Annotated in this window: 19 protein-coding genes and 2 tRNA genes; 11 read left to right on the forward strand and 10 right to left on the reverse strand. The window is 44.2% G+C overall.

All coding sequences use genetic code 11. The features are described from left to right. The first annotated feature begins 32 nt into the window (after nt 1-32). On the forward strand, nt 33-1313 hold the full coding sequence (locus MKZ09_RS25580; protein WP_076207116.1) for a site-specific integrase: 1281 nt from the start codon (nt 33-35) through the stop codon (nt 1311-1313). A gap of 75 nt (nt 1314-1388) precedes the next feature. On the opposite strand, the gene MKZ09_RS25585 is transcribed toward MKZ09_RS25580, so the two are convergent. The 3 genes from MKZ09_RS25585 to MKZ09_RS25595 all read right to left on the reverse strand — a co-directional run bounded on the left by MKZ09_RS25585 (nt 1389) and on the right by MKZ09_RS25595 (nt 2872). After that, nucleotides 1389-1474, reverse strand: a tRNA-Leu gene (locus MKZ09_RS25585). Nucleotides 1475-1633: 159 nt separating this feature from the next. Then, nucleotides 1634-2110, reverse strand: a complete 477-nt coding sequence (locus tag MKZ09_RS25590; RefSeq protein WP_076136668.1) for a WGxxGxxG-CTERM domain-containing protein — start codon at nt 2108-2110, stop codon at nt 1634-1636. 75 nt (nt 2111-2185) lie between these two features. Beyond that, nucleotides 2186-2872 carry a M15 family metallopeptidase gene (locus MKZ09_RS25595; RefSeq protein WP_076136666.1) on the reverse strand — a complete coding sequence of 229 codons (687 nt, stop codon included), beginning with the start codon at nt 2870-2872 and terminating at the stop codon, nt 2186-2188. 117 nt (nt 2873-2989) lie between these two features. Between MKZ09_RS25595 and MKZ09_RS25600 the strand changes: the two genes are divergently transcribed. Further along, on the forward strand, nt 2990-3154 hold the full coding sequence (locus MKZ09_RS25600; protein ID WP_172628852.1) for a hypothetical protein: 165 nt from the start codon (nt 2990-2992) through the stop codon (nt 3152-3154). On the opposite strand, the gene MKZ09_RS25605 is transcribed toward MKZ09_RS25600, so the two are convergent. Both MKZ09_RS25605 and MKZ09_RS25610 read right to left on the reverse strand, forming a co-directional pair. Beyond that, nucleotides 3151-3486 carry a YolD-like family protein gene (locus MKZ09_RS25605; RefSeq protein WP_076128863.1) on the reverse strand — a complete coding sequence of 112 codons (336 nt, stop codon included), beginning with the start codon at nt 3484-3486 and terminating at the stop codon, nt 3151-3153. The two genes, MKZ09_RS25600 and MKZ09_RS25605, sit on opposite strands and share 4 nt — an antisense overlap. 215 nt (nt 3487-3701) lie before the next feature. Further along, on the reverse strand, nt 3702-4262 hold the full coding sequence (locus tag MKZ09_RS25610; protein WP_076136664.1) for a hypothetical protein: 561 nt from the start codon (nt 4260-4262) through the stop codon (nt 3702-3704). 117 nt (nt 4263-4379) lie between these two features. On the opposite strand from MKZ09_RS25610, the gene MKZ09_RS25615 reads away from it, so the two are divergent. After that, nucleotides 4380-4868 (forward strand): PH domain-containing protein, encoded by a 489-nt coding sequence (locus tag MKZ09_RS25615; protein WP_076205121.1) that lies wholly within the window; start codon nt 4380-4382, stop codon nt 4866-4868. Between the two features lie 72 nt (nt 4869-4940). On the opposite strand, the gene MKZ09_RS25620 is transcribed toward MKZ09_RS25615, so the two are convergent. Both MKZ09_RS25620 and MKZ09_RS25625 read right to left on the reverse strand, forming a co-directional pair. Beyond that, complete coding sequence (locus tag MKZ09_RS25620; protein WP_076205126.1) at nt 4941-6416, reverse strand: glycosyl hydrolase; 1476 nt, start codon at nt 6414-6416, stop codon at nt 4941-4943. Between the two features lie 169 nt (nt 6417-6585). Further along, a complete protein-coding gene (locus tag MKZ09_RS25625) occupies nt 6586-7002 on the reverse strand; it encodes a cytidine deaminase (protein WP_076205130.1) in 417 nt (138 codons plus the stop codon). 100 nt (nt 7003-7102) lie between these two features. Here MKZ09_RS25625 and MKZ09_RS25630 point away from each other — a divergent pair, with 100 nt between their 5' ends. After that, the gene (locus tag MKZ09_RS25630) at nt 7103-7540 is read left to right on the forward strand and encodes a NucA/NucB deoxyribonuclease domain-containing protein (RefSeq protein ID WP_076205134.1); all 438 of its coding nucleotides are present in this window, start codon (nt 7103-7105) and stop codon (nt 7538-7540) included. An 81-nt stretch (nt 7541-7621) separates the two neighbouring features. On the opposite strand, the gene MKZ09_RS25635 is transcribed toward MKZ09_RS25630, so the two are convergent. Beyond that, nucleotides 7622-7771 carry a hypothetical protein gene (locus tag MKZ09_RS25635; RefSeq protein WP_155288175.1) on the reverse strand — a complete coding sequence of 50 codons (150 nt, stop codon included), beginning with the start codon at nt 7769-7771 and terminating at the stop codon, nt 7622-7624. Between the two features lie 149 nt (nt 7772-7920). On the opposite strand from MKZ09_RS25635, the gene MKZ09_RS25640 reads away from it, so the two are divergent. From MKZ09_RS25640 to MKZ09_RS25660, 5 genes are all read left to right on the forward strand, one after another. Continuing rightward, the gene (locus tag MKZ09_RS25640; protein ID WP_076098563.1) at nt 7921-8097 is read left to right on the forward strand and encodes a YjfB family protein; all 177 of its coding nucleotides are present in this window, start codon (nt 7921-7923) and stop codon (nt 8095-8097) included. A gap of 163 nt (nt 8098-8260) precedes the next feature. Then, nucleotides 8261-8812 carry an ImmA/IrrE family metallo-endopeptidase gene (locus tag MKZ09_RS25645; RefSeq protein WP_076205245.1) on the forward strand — a complete coding sequence of 184 codons (552 nt, stop codon included), beginning with the start codon at nt 8261-8263 and terminating at the stop codon, nt 8810-8812. 66 nt (nt 8813-8878) lie between these two features. Further along, a complete protein-coding gene (locus MKZ09_RS25650; protein WP_155288176.1) occupies nt 8879-9040 on the forward strand; it encodes a hypothetical protein in 162 nt (53 codons plus the stop codon). Between the two features lie 1142 nt (nt 9041-10182). Further along, a complete protein-coding gene (locus MKZ09_RS25655) occupies nt 10183-10677 on the forward strand; it encodes an RNA polymerase sigma factor (protein ID WP_076136658.1) in 495 nt (164 codons plus the stop codon). After that, complete coding sequence (locus MKZ09_RS25660; protein WP_081394279.1) at nt 10674-11663, forward strand: hypothetical protein; 990 nt, start codon at nt 10674-10676, stop codon at nt 11661-11663. The genes MKZ09_RS25655 and MKZ09_RS25660 overlap by 4 nt, the downstream gene beginning before the upstream one ends. A 700-nt stretch (nt 11664-12363) precedes the next feature. On the opposite strand, the gene MKZ09_RS25665 is transcribed toward MKZ09_RS25660, so the two are convergent. Further along, entirely contained in the window at nt 12364-12867 is a 504-nt protein-coding gene (locus MKZ09_RS25665; RefSeq protein ID WP_076205138.1) for a hypothetical protein, read from the reverse strand. 395 nt (nt 12868-13262) lie between these two features. Between MKZ09_RS25665 and MKZ09_RS25670 the strand changes: the two genes are divergently transcribed. Both MKZ09_RS25670 and MKZ09_RS25675 read left to right on the forward strand, forming a co-directional pair. Then, complete coding sequence (locus MKZ09_RS25670) at nt 13263-13628, forward strand: hypothetical protein (RefSeq protein ID WP_076136654.1); 366 nt, start codon at nt 13263-13265, stop codon at nt 13626-13628. Nucleotides 13629-13661: 33 nt separating this feature from the next. After that, complete coding sequence (locus MKZ09_RS25675; protein WP_076136652.1) at nt 13662-14879, forward strand: sialidase family protein; 1218 nt, start codon at nt 13662-13664, stop codon at nt 14877-14879. A 438-nt stretch (nt 14880-15317) separates the two neighbouring features. On the opposite strand, the gene MKZ09_RS25680 is transcribed toward MKZ09_RS25675, so the two are convergent. After that, nucleotides 15318-15391: transfer RNA gene (locus tag MKZ09_RS25680), tRNA-Ile, on the reverse strand. Between the last annotated feature and the right edge of the window lie 20 nt (nt 15392-15411).

The raw sequence follows: 15411 nt of genomic DNA on the forward strand, positions 1-15411 counted from the left end.
ATAGAACTGGTGTTCGAAAAGGAGGAGATTACATGGCAAAGGGAAGTATAGAAAAACGAGGGGAAAATACATGGCGATTAACTGTAGATTTGGGACTTAACAATGACGGTAGCCGAAACCGTCCTCGCAAGACAATTACTGTTGAAGATAAAGCATTACTAAAAACAACAAAGAAACTCAAAGATTATTTGGATGACGAGCTCGCGAAGTTTAAACAAGAGGTATTAAGTGGCAGTTACATTGCACCTTCTAAACTTACATTTAAACAATTCTATGAAAATGAATGGAAGCCTAAAGACGCCGAACCGAGACTAAAGCGAACGACATACCTATCTCATTGCTCCAAAATAGATCATCATGTTTTGCCGATTATAGGACACTTGCAACTCGATGAGATCTCAACAATGAGATTAGTGACATTATTCAATGACTTGCGTAAACCTGGTGCGCGGATTGATAAGCGAGGTGGAAAAGAAACTATTAGTTCTCGCACAATTCAGTATATTTATGATGTGACCATGAGTATTTTCAAAAGATCTGTAGAATGGGGCGTCCTTAGCAAAAACCCACTAGAAGGCATACAGCGCCCACAGATCACTAAAGAAGATAAGAAGGCACGAAAAGACCGGAAGAACTTTTTCGAGGAAGACGAAGCCACTGAGGTAATTGAAACGTTGGTCAAGAGCGACACACACTGGAGACTTTACTTTCTTGGAGCGATAATCGGAGGATTCAGACGCGGAGAGCTAATCGCTTTGGATGAGGAAGACTGCGACTTTGTAAATAACCGGTTGCGTATAGATGAGAGCATTTCACATACAGAAAATGGACAGGCAAACATAACGGACACAAAAAACGAAGCATCCGATGACTTTGTAGATATGCCACAATGGTATATGGAGCAGTTAGCGGTTCATGTTCGAGCCATGCGCAAATTACGCTTTGAAGTAAAAGCACAGGGAAAATGGAAAGGCGGGGATCGAAACTTTGTTTTCCATTCAGGGACGGGAAAACCCTATTATCATACATCGCCATCCCAGCAGTGGACAATATGGTGCAAGCGGAACGGGTTCCGGAATGTATCCCTACATGGACTGCGTCATACTAACGCAACCTATTTGCTAGGCCAGGGCGCATCCATTAAAGAGATCCAACATCGATTGCGACACTCAACATCCCAAGTGACCACAGACACGTACGCTCATGTCACCAAGAAGTTGAGTCGCAAAACAACAGCACACCTCGATGTCTTCGATCCTAAAGTTCGTCCCCAATCCGTCCCCAAAGAGGAAAAATCCACTCGTTCCCTTTGAATTAGATATCAAATTAAAACTATAAAAAAAACAAAAAACCCCTTATGTACAAAGGGATTTCAAGTTTGTTTATGATGCCGAGGACGGGGGTCGAACCCGTACGGTACTCACGTACCGCAGGATTTTAAGTCCTGTGCGTCTGCCTGTTCCGCCACCCCGGCATATTATGTGTTGAAGCTTCATACGTTGTTCACATATAACGCGACAAGAAATATAATATCATGAATATCGTTAACGCGCAATCCTTTTTCGAAAAAAAATTATTCACAATAAAAATAACCCGTTCAGCCAGAACCGACACGGGTTATTATTGACGTGGATTATCTGCGCTCGTCACTTCTGCTTCTCATTCCGGCAAGACCCAAAAGTCCAAGCAGACCGAGCCAACCCCAGTTAGATCCTTTGTTAGTTGCAGCATTCGTTGTTGTACTAGTTGCACGGTATTTGCCGGTCTGTGTGGTGTTGGTTGCCGGGTTGACAGTGCTGTTGGTTCTGTAGTTGTTCCGGGTGTCATTGTAGTTATTGGTGTTGTAGTTGTTAGGTCTGTAATTATCATCGATGCGGATCTTATCTTTCATAATGCTCTCATGCTGATTCAGCGTTCCGGTAGTGCCGTTCATTAGATTGCCTTCCGTGTTCATCATCCGAGTGTGTTCCGCAGTACCATCCATCCCGGTATTCGCGGCTGGGATACCGCCCAACGCTGCTGATCCCACGGCATTTGATGCATAGCTAGCTCCCATTAGACTCATTGATAATACAGTACCGCATGCAAGGCTTGTTATCAGCTTGTTCACAGTGTTATGCCTCCCTTTAAGGTTAGTTATCACTGATAATTTCCCCTTGGACGGCACTGTCTATGCATGATGGTTTTACTCTTTTACTACATTAACTGTCTTGGTCACAGCATCATAAGTAACCTTTGCTCCAAGCGCCTCAGCCAGCGCACGTATGGGCACATAGGTTATTCCGGTATCGAGAACGCCATCGGTAAGCTTACGGCCGTTTAGGTTAATGGTCACTGTAACGTCTTTGTTCACCTGATCATCCCCTCCGGTAATCTTTTTTAAAGCCTCTTTGGCTTGGTCCGTCGTTGGACGTTTACCTGCCCGAAGTTGATCTATACTTAAACCGAAAGTCATCTGCAGATGTGAATAGTCTTTAAAAGAAGTCCAGTCTCCGCCCCATTCTAAACCAAGCCGTTTAGCCTCCTGTACAACCTCTTGCCAATCCGCTGTCTTATCCTTATCACCATCACGATTGATATCCCAAGAAAGGCTAGTGCCATTCGGCAGCAAAAGCGCAAAATCAAACGCAAGACCATAATTATGATAGCTGGTACCGCCTTTAGCGTTGGTAACTATCGGACCCGGCTTACTTCTTCCCTGCGCATACAAAGCATTTTGTTCAGCAATGGTCCGTAGACCCTGAGTAATAACGATAGGGACTCCTCTCGCATGGCTTTGCTGAATCAAAACATTCGCACCTGCCGCCAAGACAGGATGAAGCCCGACCAGACGCGCCGCGGATTTTTCCCTCAATTGCTCCAAAGTCAGCATAGAATCACCCCTTTGGTATATTCAATGATCCCTTTGCCCTATTTGCCTGTACCCCTGTCCCCCTTAGGATGATTTCCACAAAAAAGGACAAAATATTCAACGAAAGGTGGGAGACATATGGATATCCATAGCGATAGCTATAAAGTGGCAGCCCTTAGTGAACAGGAAGAAGCACTGGAAATTATTCGGAATGCTGAAGCTTCCATTGCACATCTGACCGGTAACCCTACAGTTACCTTAATCGCTTATGAGAAAAGCGAAGGCAGCGGTTCTCAGCATTAAACGATGTAGACCTCGACAATATCATCCACATCGATCCACTTCCATTCCTCCGCCCACTGCAGCTTAAACTCACGCGAGTGGGTGTGAATGGAAGTCACAAAACCACTTAGCATCGTATTTTCAAAAGGGTCAAAAAGAACAACTGTCACTCGTACATGACTCCGCAACGACAAAGCCAGTGTACATTCGATCTCCTCCAGCTTCTGCTCATCCAGAATAGGCTTGATGCGGCGCAGCGTTTCCCGTTCATCTCTTATAATTCTTATCTTATGCTCCGGCAGCATCATGCGGCTGCTTTCCCACAGCCCGTTTTTCTCCAGCTTTTTGCCCATGGTAACCCCTCCTTAATTATATATCTATTCCTCTGAACACGAACGTATGTTTGTATTATATCCGCATCTTCGCATATTAATCAATAATCAGGAAAAAGATACCTTTTTCGGAATCTCTATTTTATCTAGAAGATGTATAATAATGTATATCTATTCAAGCTAAAATTCGCAGCAAAAAGACGCTGACAGATAAACTGCACAGCGCCTGATTTGATTTATTCTTGAACAACATCTCCAGATACCGAGGTAGCTTCACCTTCGGAATCTATAAGTCCAGTTGCTTCTCTTGCCTCATTAAGCTTGGAGATACCGAACAACATCGCTATATCAGCCTTTTGATTCAATTCATTAAATTGCTCAGCCGTAACATTTGCGGAATCTGCGCCCTGAGAAGCCTCTTTTTTTAAAGAATAAGCACTTTCAAAGGAAATTTTAGACTCTTCAAGCAACTTACGAATGTCTTCAGGCAAGCTGGAGGAAATTTTTACTTTCTCGGCTTGATTCGATAAATCAGTTGCGGTACTCTGGAATTGCTTAATTTTCTTCTCCAACTGCTTGTCCGTGAGTTCTCCTGCTGAATAACCCGCAATGGCTTCATTGAACTCCGCTAAAGAAGATTTTCCCGACTCTTCAAGTTTAGACATTTCATTGTAGAAGTTTTGCACGGTCTCCTGCACTTCTTCCTTCGTGGCAGGTGCCGATGAAGTTGAATTATTGCTGCAGGCGCTAAGGATGACAGTCATCATCAGCATTCCTATTAGTAAAGCTTTTTTCATTATTTATCCCTCCACTTAACAGGATAATGTCGGTTTGTGTAAAGCGCAAATGAAATATATGTAAAATGACTGTTATGTTATAATTATTTTAATTGTGATCAGGAAAGGAGAGTATTTATGCCTTATTGCACCACCTGTGGAGCGGAATACAAGCAGGGCGCTAAATTTTGTGGAGAATGTGGAACCAGCCTTGACGGTACCGCTCCAGTAACCGCTCATCGACCCGCAGTAGATAAGCATGTCATTCAAGAAGTCGTGCTCTGGAAAGGCAAACCTGCCGGCATCTCGGATCGACTCAAAGGAATCGTAGGACTTAACACAACTTCATATACCATTACAAGTCAGCGTATTATGGTAAAGACCGGACTTATCGGTAAAAATGTTGAAGAAATCGAATTACTGCGCGTACGCGATTTATCCGTAAAACAGTCTATCATGGACCGGATGCTTGGCATTGGGTCATTAACTGTATTTTCTGATGATGCCTCAGCGCCTCAGCTTCTTTTTCGAAAAATCCATGATGCCCAAACCGTCAAAGATGTTCTGCGCAAAGCCGTTCGTGACGAGAAGATCGCCAACAACATTAGCTACCGCGAGCAAATTTAAGATGTTCATACGTAAAAAAGCCCCGGAAAACCGGGGCTTTTTGCTTGCGCTTGTACACTTGAAGTATCTTTTTTAAGGAAGATAAAATGCCCCCGCTGGGATAACCCCCTTGGTCTGGCTCGGACTCTCCCACTGCAAAACAACCCGGGCGTCGCCCGCATTCTCATAATACTCCACCTTTATTTCATACGGCTTACCTGCTATCAGGTTTATGCTCCCTTTTCGTTCCTGGCCGCTCTGATTCACCCAACTATCAATGACTAGCCTGCCATCCATCCATACCCGTATCCCATCATCAGAGTAGGAATAAATGGTATAAACTTCGCTAAAAGCTGCCGTCAGCTTCCCACTCCACCGCACAGAGAACGCATCTACACGAATGGCAGGATCAGGCGAACCTTGTCTCCATGAAAAGTTAATATTGGCATCCGTGCGCATCAGTGCAGGTGTGCCGCTAAGCGTCATGTTATTGTAGTATTGCCCACAGAGTCCACTCTCCAGCACACTATCCCCGATAGCAGTGAAAGCGGCGGCCTCAGCAGCATACTCCTCTCGTGTGAATAGCATTTTGTCGTTCATAAAAGCTTTTATCACAGCATCGGTATTCTTCTCATAGAGAAGTTTCCCCCACGTCAGCTGATATGACCATTTAGGCTGCGTTTTGGACAACAGTTCAGCAGACGGAAGCTCTCCATTCTCACCAATCGCAATCAGCTTGCCACGACCCAGATCCCATAAATTATCATAATGGCTAATCTTGAAATCCGCGTCATAAATGTCGAGTGCCAGCACATCTACCTTATCACTGCCCGGATAGTATTCTGCCGGCTCATCACACCACTGATTTTTTGCATTTGGACTCCAAACCCACAATAAATTATGCAGCTTATGATAATTGGTAAAACGATCGAACATAAGGTTCCACAATGCAGCGTAATTGCTCTTTTGCCCCCACCAAAACCATCCACCATTCATTTCATGATACGGCCGCCAAAGTACAGGAACCCCTGCGTCATTAAGCTTTTTCAGCGACAGGGCTATCTTATCCAGATCAGCTAACAGAGCATTATACTGGGTGGTACCTGGGGTTATATATTTATCAAAATCAGCATTGCTTAGACTCGTATTTACATTCCCCCAAGTTGGCGCTGTCCCCGGTAATGCAGCATGATAACACATCGTTACGATCCCTCCGGCCCTAGACCAGCGTATCGCACTGCTGACGACCCAATTCCGTTGATTGTCAATTAGAGCCTGTGACTGATTATTGATTGCGCCCAGCTCGTAGCCATGCAGCGCAGCATATTGCCCGCTGGTATTTTTAAGCTTCTCCATGAGCTCGTCTGCACTTTCCAAATAATCATGTTGGCCGCTTATCACACCCTTTCCCTGCAAGTAATAGAGGGTATTCAGCAATAGCTGAGCCGAGGACGACAGCCCCGAATCCGCCGGAGCCATTTGTAATCTGCGAAAAGCCATCTGCCACTGCACATCGCCCACGAACCTTGATGCTGAATCAACCATCTGACGAATAATCCGCTGCTCCATCTATTCTCACCATCCTTTTAAATCTTTTTAAGTTATAGTATGGGGACAATAGTGACATGAACTCAGCGAATGGACATGAAGTTGTAAAATAAGTTGGGACGATATAAGGAACTGCTGAATAAATTCACGGCTCAACAAAAAAAGGAGCTCCGCGGCTCCTCATTATTTCTTATCTTGTGTACCTTAAAGGCAATAGTTCAGTGATTTCATATTTAGCTAATCGGTCATCCTCCGATACAATTATCTTGCAGTCTATTCCGTAATCCGCAATTAACTCTCGGCACATGCCGCAGGGAGAGACTACTTTAATCTCTTTATCCTCGCTGTCTGGATCAGAATGCCTTACCGCAACAATCGTATCAAATTCCTTATAACCTTCGGATATCGCTTTGCCAATCACCATCGCTTCTGCACAGACTGTAATCCTCCCCATGCTGGCTTCCACATGTACCGCTGTAAAAATCTCTCCTGTTTTAGTACGAAGCGCTGCACCCACATGGTGCCGTCCCCATTCATAACGCCTGGTAATTATATCTTCGGCAGCCGTAATAAGCGTCTGATCCTCAATGGTAATTATGTACTCCATATCCAGTTCCGTCCTCCTTTATTTTACCTAATTATATTAAATCGCACTGAATTATGATATAAGATATACTATTTTAAGTGCCAAAAAAGGAGGAGCAGAATTGAAAGTAAAAAAATGGATCTCCAGTCTCATCATTGTTGCATTACTTGCTTTGGCTAGTTACTGGTTTGAACTAAACGGAGAGCCTACAGACCCCTCGTCTCCATCCGATTCGAGTGTTGTTCAGCTAACCTTCCCATCAGACCGCTATCCTGAGACCGCCAAGCATATTCAGGATGCCATTGCGAAAGGTGAATCCGCCACATGTACGATTAACCGAGAGCAGGCTGAAGAGAACCGTAAAGAGTCCTTAAAAGGGATCCCCACTAAAAAGGGGTATGACCGGGATGAATGGCCAATGGCTATGTGTAAGGAAGGCGGCGTTGGTGCCGACATTGAATACATAACGCCAAGCGATAACCGCGGGGCAGGAAGCTGGGTTGGCAATCAGCTGGAGGATTATGCAGACGGAACCCGGGTAGAATTTATGTTTAAATGACGATCTGTCTGACCTGCCCCAGGCAAGAGAATAGCCCCACCTGGCATTCGCCAGATGGGGCTACACTGCACATCAGCTAACTTAGAATAAGCAAGCTTTAGTGATGATAACCAGCAAGATGAAAAGTACCAGAATTGCTCCTGTTGAAGTCCAAGGACTACACACCGGACCTACTGATGCTGGACTTACTACCGGACCTACGTTACAACCACAACCATGTTCCATTCCCATTTTCAATTCCTCCTAATGATTAATGACTACAGCACAAGATATGTAAAAAGGAGATAAGCCGTTTGGGCGAATTGGCAAACAAATGCCAATCACCTAATGAATTGAAGGTGGACAGTCGATAAACAGGATATACACAAAGGAGGTGCAATATGGATATAGCTGCATTATCAATGGCAATGAGCCAAGCATCCTTAGCTCAAAATGTTGGGATACAGGTCATGAATATTGCCAAGAATCAGGCTGAAACCCAGAGCCAAACCATGGTGGAAATGCTGGGCAAAAGCGTTGCTCCGAATTTGGGAAAAACACTTGATATTAGTGTGTAATTGCTTTATGCTAAGGATACATGAGAACGAACGTTCCTATGTATCCTTAGACTTTTTTTACTCTACATAGCCCTTCGGGCTTTTCTTTTGCGCATTTATACGAACATACGATCCCATTATTGATTTATTAGTGATTTTAAACGAGGTGAATAAGTTGGAGAACATGAAATCATATTATCAAATGACTGTGCTTGAGAAATGGACGGAGGATTTATACAAGCGATTAAATCTTCATCAGCCTTCACAAATTTCAATATCGTATATTGCAGAGCGGCTTAATATCTGGGTTCATTATTTGGATGTGAGAAGCAAGAGCATTGAAGCGTCTGCAGGGATGTACAGCCTGTTTATCGACAACCGCCTTCCAGGCAATCTTCAACGACTAGAGTTTCTTCATGAACTGTGTCACCTCCTTCGCCATGGCAGTGATAATCAGACCTTGATGCCAGAGCATTTCACGCGGGCACAGGAGGATGAATCCGAGCGTTTTATTTTGTATGCGGCGATGCCTTACTCCATGATCTCCCGCATGACATTGCCTGAGCAACGGGAGGATGCCATCTCCTATCTCGCAGCAGAATTTCAAGTTCCTGCCGAGCTGGCCTTACAGCGGATTGATCAGATCCAAAGACGTGTGTTCCAAGGGCAATTATTGGCCGTGATGGGAAGAAACGAAGAACGACTGACACATATTCGCAACGGATCACGGAGATAATAAGTTTAGTTGCAATAGTGCTCTGCATGTTCATTTATGGTGGAATTTCTCGTGAGGGGGAACGACATGGAAGCCATTAAAGTAATTGAATTATTACTGACTCATCCGGATTATAATGTAGATGCAGTACACCCCGAAATCCCGGATTTCGTGGGCATTGAGACGATTGAGGTGGATCACGAAACGGGGACCTTCTCCATTTTATTGCAAGAACCCAAAGAAGACTAAAAGAGAATTATTATTCTTCATAAGTTAAAAGGCAGCAAATATAGTATGTCCCGGCAATTCTTCGCCTACGCCTGGTTTACTATCGGTATTTGCTGCCTTTTTGTATAATCTGTTATGCAGATACAAACGGTCTCACACCCATAAGAATTAGAATAACGAATACACCTACAATCCCAAATTACAAACTATAAAGATTTTCACCCCCGGCAGCCTCGGACTTGCCTGATTCTCCAGCATCTTAATTCGCTGCTCCAGCTCCAGTATCTTCTCTTCTTCCTACGTCATATATCTATGAATGACATAATAGTCTCTGTGTATTATCTTATACTATATACAAATTATCTATATGGAGGGAATTAATGAAGAAAAATACAAAACTAATCTTCATCGTTCTAATCCTTTTAATCTGTTGAATAACATCCTTAGCCTTCCACTCCTTCCGAAATCATATGAACAGAGAAGTCATTCATTATCTAGTAGAGACGAGAAATTATAAGAAGGAAGATTTTGATAAAGTATACACCCAGATCGCCAAAGCTCCCCTCGTAAGTACCACGGTGATTTTCGCAGACGAACCCTACGCAAGATACTTTTATCGAAAAGAAAACGGAAGGATCTTTCAATACAGCAGGGCTCCTGTTAAAGGTAATGATCCTAGCTATACATATAAACATATCGAGGAGAATCTCCCATGAAGGATTTGCTCTATTAAAAAGACGCGTTTGTCCAGCAGTCAGCATCAGGGCTGCCTCGGCAAACGCGTTTTTTTGATCTTCCCTGCTCTAAATAAGTAACCAGCGTTTGCGTAGACAATATTGACGTGGTACTTAGCAGCTATCGGACACAGTTGATCTTATGCGCGGTATAACCCTCCATTTCAAAGTGTAGCGGACCTTATAGCCTTTATTTGCATGAAAAACACCATATAAGAGCCCCTTTTTAAGGAATAGCGTCACTGGGGTCCGCGAACCTGCTCAAAAGCCTATTTATATGCAAATAGCGACTGCTGAGTCCCTAACCCTCTGGAGATAATTTATGAATAGGCATTCTCTACTCTCCAAACACAAAGAAATTTTCTCAGGAACAAAATGTGACCTAATGCCGTCCTAAATGGTGTTATAGGTAAAGGGGGGCACAGTATCATGCAGCGATCCATGACCCGGCCGGGAAATCATGTGATGAAGAGTTACGAAATCTACGCAGATATGCTGTTCCGGATCGCTTTGGTCCATCTAGGCAACCGGCAAGATGCCGAAGAAGCCACTCAGGATACCTTCATCAAGCTAATAGAAAAAGCGCCGGAGTTCAAAGATGCCGAACATCAGAAGGCATGGCTGATCCGGGTAATCACCAACCATTGTAAAACACTACTGGGCAGAGGCTGGCGCAAGCGCGAGGTTAAGCTGGAGAGCGCTGAGCCAATTGCGGCAGACAGCCCCGAGGATTGGGCTCTGCTGCAGTTAGTTATGGCGATGCCCATGAAGTATAAAACCGTAATCCATCTTTATTATTACGAGGACTATCCCATCCAGGAGATCAGCAAGATTCTGCAGATTAGTCAGTCTGCCGTGAAGATGAGACTTCAGCGGGGACGGCAACTGTTAAAACTGGAGCTGGAAGGAGCGGAACCACAGTGAAGGAAGATCAGTTTCGAACATCATATAAGAAAGCGGTGGATTCGATGAAACCAGGTGAAGAGATGAAAAAAGAACTTTTCGACAAAATAGAGCAGCGGCAGGAGCGTAAGCGTCCACGCAAAACCGTTTATATCGCGGCAAGTGTCGTGCTCGCCGCAGGAATCGGCCTGGCTGGGCCTAGTATATGGCAGCAGTTGAACAGTCAGAGCTCCCCGGGGCAGGTTGCCCAGGTAACTCCGGGTGCAAGCAATGCTGGCAATTCGGGCACAGCTACATCGGGCAGCATTGTCATTCCCAAGCTGAAACTGCCAGATAAGGAATCTGGCGTGAAGGCAGATATGATCGCCTTGGTCGTGTATAAAAATAATATTTATACACAGTCAGCGACTCGCATTGACGCTGCCGATGCTGCTGCTCTGCGCGGTGACAAGTTGGGACGCACTACAGGCGGCATCAATGAATGGAGCGGTAACGACGAATATATTGAGTTAGCCTCGAACATCGGTGAAACGGATCTCTATTCCGTGAAGGACTATGACTCCAGCTTCCTGATTATGTCCTATTCGGAGATCAACGGCGAGGTATTCGCCGAACTGTACGAGCACACGAACGGCATCACCATAAACAGCGGCGCCGACCTGTTCGGCAAGCTGAATCTTGAAAGCCGAGTTACTTCAGCTCAATGGGAAAGCTTCAACAGCTGGAACAACGGCCTCCAGCAGCAGGCGCCAATCGCCAATGACGAGGCGCTTGATGGCTTCCTGACAGCCCTCCAAGCTGCCAAACCACTGGCAGCAGAGCCGCTGATCGAGCAAGGCATCTACGACAGCGAAGACCACAAGATCATCTATTTGCAGCTGGAAGACAACGCCCGAGTAGAGCTGACGCTGTTCGGTCAAGGACTTGTACGCTACGGTCAAGCACCGGTATTCTTCGAGGTCGAATCCGGGGCATTCCAGCAGCTGTGGGACAGCATGAAACTTTAGGGATGTTGGTGGAAACCCAGGGACTGCGGTTGGGACTGCGATCGGAAGCAATTGAGAACCTCGTTTCGGTCGCCGTGCTCTCCATTGAACAATTTAGCTGGCTGCTAACAAAAACGGCGCTGCTTCAAAACCATTTCATGGTTTGGAGCAGTGCCGTTTTGTACTTTACTGTATGGTTTATGAGCCCGCATACTAGATATGCTTGTTGTAGAGGTGAGACTACTATTATTACTTTAAAGGACGATTCTCGCTGTGAATTCTGCAACTAAATCTGTGAAGAGCACGGCACTAACGAGCTAACGAACTAACAAACGAACTAACAAACGAACTAACAAACTAACAAACTAGCGAACTAACCTCTTCCAACTCGAGCTATCGGACCCATATGACGCTATTGGCTGATTTTCAGCCTTTAGAGCATGGTTTCGGACTCCAGAGACACTATTCCTTAGAAAGAGGCGCAAATGCGGTATTTTTATACCAATAGCGACTATGGAGTCCGTTAGAATTGCAAATGAGGGAAAAAACCGCTTTAAGGGTCAGCTGTGTCCGATAGGGAAGCCTCGTTCACTTAATTGTTATCGAATCAAATTTCAAAGGAAAGCAGGGTCTCTCTCGGTACTTCCGATTGCTACAAAAAAATGGAACGCCCACCATGGACGCTCCTTTTTTTCTAATTCGTCTACAAAATTCTAGCAAGTTACGCATTTACACTTTCCGTTTTTCGATCCTGTCTTGCGTGTAATGTTTTCATCACAAATCTTGCTATCGGCTGCGCAACCAAAAGTTCAATCCAAAATGCTATTCCAAAGTTTCTCGGCCAGATGTGAAGGAAGTTTTTAAGTGGATCCAGGCTTATTTGTCTCGTCCCAACCCATGTGCCAATAATTGATAGTAAAATAGATAACACCGTGACATTCAATAAAGTATTCAACAGAATCCTTGCATTAAATCCATCGGTTTGTCCCATGAATTTTGGCATCACTTTCCCAACAATCGGTCCTGCAACTAATCTTACGGATAAAACTACGATCATCCACATAAACGGAATAACCTTTAGTGTATCTATATACACTTCCTTACTGAAGCCGCGTTCCAACCCCACAATAATAGGGGCAATAGTGTTAACTGAAATGATTGAAATAATGAGTAAAAATAGTATACCTTCTTTTCCGTTTCTGGGCAGTCTTGTGTCTCCATGCATGTTTGTCATCTCCTAAATAATATTTCAGATGGCAGACGTATCATGAGACATATATTTTTGGCCCAATAAAAAAGACCAATATCTCTACACACTGATTTAATAATTATAACATTTATTTAAAATGAATGTCAGACCTTCTATTTAAATTCTTCAAATCTCACCTGCTGATAGCGAATAGTTACCTGTATGCGCCTTGGGCAGAGAAGTCGTAAAAATCGTCAATTGCTGTTCAATATAAAATCTAGTTACCTTCAGATCATGCTAAAATTTTATATGTATTTCCCCACCTAATAAAACCTCCAGTATTCATTTCCGCGATTTTTCTGAGTCCCTTGTCCAAACACAATGAATCTCAATTCATATATATATAGCAAACTAATAAAGAGGTGAAGCTCATGGCAACAACAACAGGCATTATTACGAACACAGGGACTATCCCAGCATCCAACGTGCTCATTAATATCGATAATGACAACCTTAGTTTTTCATCTAACGTAGTCTATCACGTTTACGTATGGAATACCTTGGTTAGTAAAGGTTTAGTCTACTCCAACTCATTAAATGTTAATGCGAACACCAGCCAGTTTCTCAGTTTTAATATCGCAGGCAATTCAGCTTATGAAGTCCAATTTCTCGTTACTGGAAACGCACCGGCAGACACGATTATTACGGTATTTGGAACGGATTCGTCAGGAAATGTCATCCCCCATCAAAGAGTGCTGCAATCCGAACTAACTTTCATAGCTCAGCTGAACCCGTAAGTACCGAAAAATCTATGACGAAAGGAGCTTCGCATGGTTAATATTCAAATTTCGCCGAGCGCAAGCACTCAATTCGAGCCCACCATCGCGGTAAACTGGCTTAACCCGTCCGTTATGGTCACCGTAGCTGTAGATCTTCGATCAGGCCCTCCCAATATTGGGTTATACAAATCTATTGACGCAGGTAGCACTTGGACAACAACGTTATTACCGTTACCTGCGGGATTTACAGGCATCGAAGCACCACATATTGATTATATTTTTCCGAATACGTTCGTCGTATTGGCTCACGCCTTCGATTCAGACGGTCTCAGCGGATCGATCGTTTCCTATACCTCTGCCGACAATGCCTCTTCATTCGGACCGCCAATCATCGTGAATCAAGGGTTTGGACAGTTTGTGAATGATGACCAGGTGGTCGTTGTCACCGACAAAGCTGGATCAAGTCCCTTTTTTGGAAATGTATATACAGGTTATACGCATGATTACAACACACAATTCATACCGGGAAATACGATATTTTTCAATCGTTCCCTAGATAACGGTAATACCTATTCCAGTCCCTCCCTGCTGTCTTCGGTCGAAGAATTCGAAGAATTCCCCGGTATAGCAATTACATTAAATGGGATTGTTATCGTGGGATGGATCAATCAGCCTCCCGGTAATACTGATCTTAAAATTCGCACATCCTCAGACGGTGGGGTCACTTTTACTCCTGAAACCATGGTCGCGAGCGTTGTAGTCCCACCAGATCCATTGCCAGGATATACATTTAGATGTCTGACATACCCTTCCCTCGCAGCAGATATTTCTAATGCACCGACGACGCGAGGGAATGTCTATGCTGTATGGCAAGATTTTCGAGAAGGTTATTCTGATATTTTTCTTGCTACCTCCACTAATTTTGGCGTGGATTGGGGGTCACCAATATCCATTACAGGTAGTCCGGTGGGCTCCCAAAACTTTTTCCCAGCCATCACCGTTTCCCCTGCGGATGGTGCAATATTCGTTACCTATTACACTAATCGAGTCAATCCCCTCAACCTTGATGTTTATCTAGCAACATCTAGAGATGGCGGTATGACGTATACAAACACCCGGATAACAACAACTTCCTTTGACGTCACCGGTATCCCCCTAATTGGGGACTACATCGGTAATGCCATCGTCCCCCAAACAGGCCGGCTAGTGAACGTATGGACAGACACGCGGACCGGTACAGAGAACATCTGGTTCGGTGATAATCAATAAGCTATTAATCAACTTCTGATGTTTAATTAAAAGGATGTTAAGTTAGTATATCCATCTTCAATAAAGGATGCCGAGCGAATATGCGGCATCCTTTATTGCTTGTTATCAAAATTCAGCATTAACCTGTTTAAAGAAATCATCAAATTCCAGTGTGTCAGACATGCTTTCAGTCCAATCAAAAATCTACGGCGTATGGTACTGCTTCTTAATGGTTTGTATGTAATGACTCCCCTTCCTCTACAAGAGTAGGGCAGTTCCACAGAATACATACTTTTTACCGTTTTCCAGATGATCCGTGATAAAACCAAAGGATCAAACAGCGCCGTGACCAAAATGTGACCATTTCCAATTTTGCAGCTTTTCCAACTCTTCCACTTCTACTTACAAGGGAGCCTATAGATAGCAAAAAACCCTTACAAAGTAAGGGTTTTCTCTAAGTGGGCCCTGAGGGACTCGAACCCCCGACCAATCGGTTATGAGCCGACCGCTCTAACCAACTGAGCTAAGGGCCCGGATCTAAAAATATCCGAAT

Source organism: Paenibacillus sp. FSL R5-0908, assembly GCF_038006245.1.
GTDB classification, from domain to species: domain Bacteria; phylum Bacillota; class Bacilli; order Paenibacillales; family Paenibacillaceae; genus Paenibacillus_AQ; species Paenibacillus_AQ odorifer.

Excerpts from the sequence above, each read along its gene's own strand:
- MKZ09_RS25580 (WP_076207116.1), top strand. The coding sequence starts at position 33 with ATGGCAAAGGGAAGTATAGAAAAACGAGGGGAAAATACATGGCGATTA.
- MKZ09_RS25595 (WP_076136666.1), bottom strand. The coding sequence starts at position 2,872 with ATGCTGACTTTGGAGCAATTGAGGGAAAAATCCGCGGCGCGTCTGGTC.
- MKZ09_RS25600 (WP_172628852.1), top strand. The coding sequence starts at position 2,990 with ATGGATATCCATAGCGATAGCTATAAAGTGGCAGCCCTTAGTGAACAG.
- MKZ09_RS25605 (WP_076128863.1), bottom strand. The coding sequence starts at position 3,486 with ATGGGCAAAAAGCTGGAGAAAAACGGGCTGTGGGAAAGCAGCCGCATG.
- MKZ09_RS25610 (WP_076136664.1), bottom strand. The coding sequence starts at position 4,262 with ATGAAAAAAGCTTTACTAATAGGAATGCTGATGATGACTGTCATCCTT.
- MKZ09_RS25615 (WP_076205121.1), top strand. The coding sequence starts at position 4,380 with ATGCCTTATTGCACCACCTGTGGAGCGGAATACAAGCAGGGCGCTAAA.
- MKZ09_RS25620 (WP_076205126.1), bottom strand. The coding sequence starts at position 6,416 with ATGGAGCAGCGGATTATTCGTCAGATGGTTGATTCAGCATCAAGGTTC.
- MKZ09_RS25625 (WP_076205130.1), bottom strand. The coding sequence starts at position 7,002 with ATGGAGTACATAATTACCATTGAGGATCAGACGCTTATTACGGCTGCC.
- MKZ09_RS25635 (WP_155288175.1), bottom strand. The coding sequence starts at position 7,771 with ATGGGAATGGAACATGGTTGTGGTTGTAACGTAGGTCCGGTAGTAAGT.
- MKZ09_RS25640 (WP_076098563.1), top strand. The coding sequence starts at position 7,921 with ATGGATATAGCTGCATTATCAATGGCAATGAGCCAAGCATCCTTAGCT.
- MKZ09_RS25645 (WP_076205245.1), top strand. The coding sequence starts at position 8,261 with ATGAAATCATATTATCAAATGACTGTGCTTGAGAAATGGACGGAGGAT.
- MKZ09_RS25650 (WP_155288176.1), top strand. The coding sequence starts at position 8,879 with ATGGAAGCCATTAAAGTAATTGAATTATTACTGACTCATCCGGATTAT.
- MKZ09_RS25655 (WP_076136658.1), top strand. The coding sequence starts at position 10,183 with ATGCAGCGATCCATGACCCGGCCGGGAAATCATGTGATGAAGAGTTAC.
- MKZ09_RS25665 (WP_076205138.1), bottom strand. The coding sequence starts at position 12,867 with ATGCATGGAGACACAAGACTGCCCAGAAACGGAAAAGAAGGTATACTA.
- MKZ09_RS25670 (WP_076136654.1), top strand. The coding sequence starts at position 13,263 with ATGGCAACAACAACAGGCATTATTACGAACACAGGGACTATCCCAGCA.
- MKZ09_RS25675 (WP_076136652.1), top strand. The coding sequence starts at position 13,662 with ATGGTTAATATTCAAATTTCGCCGAGCGCAAGCACTCAATTCGAGCCC.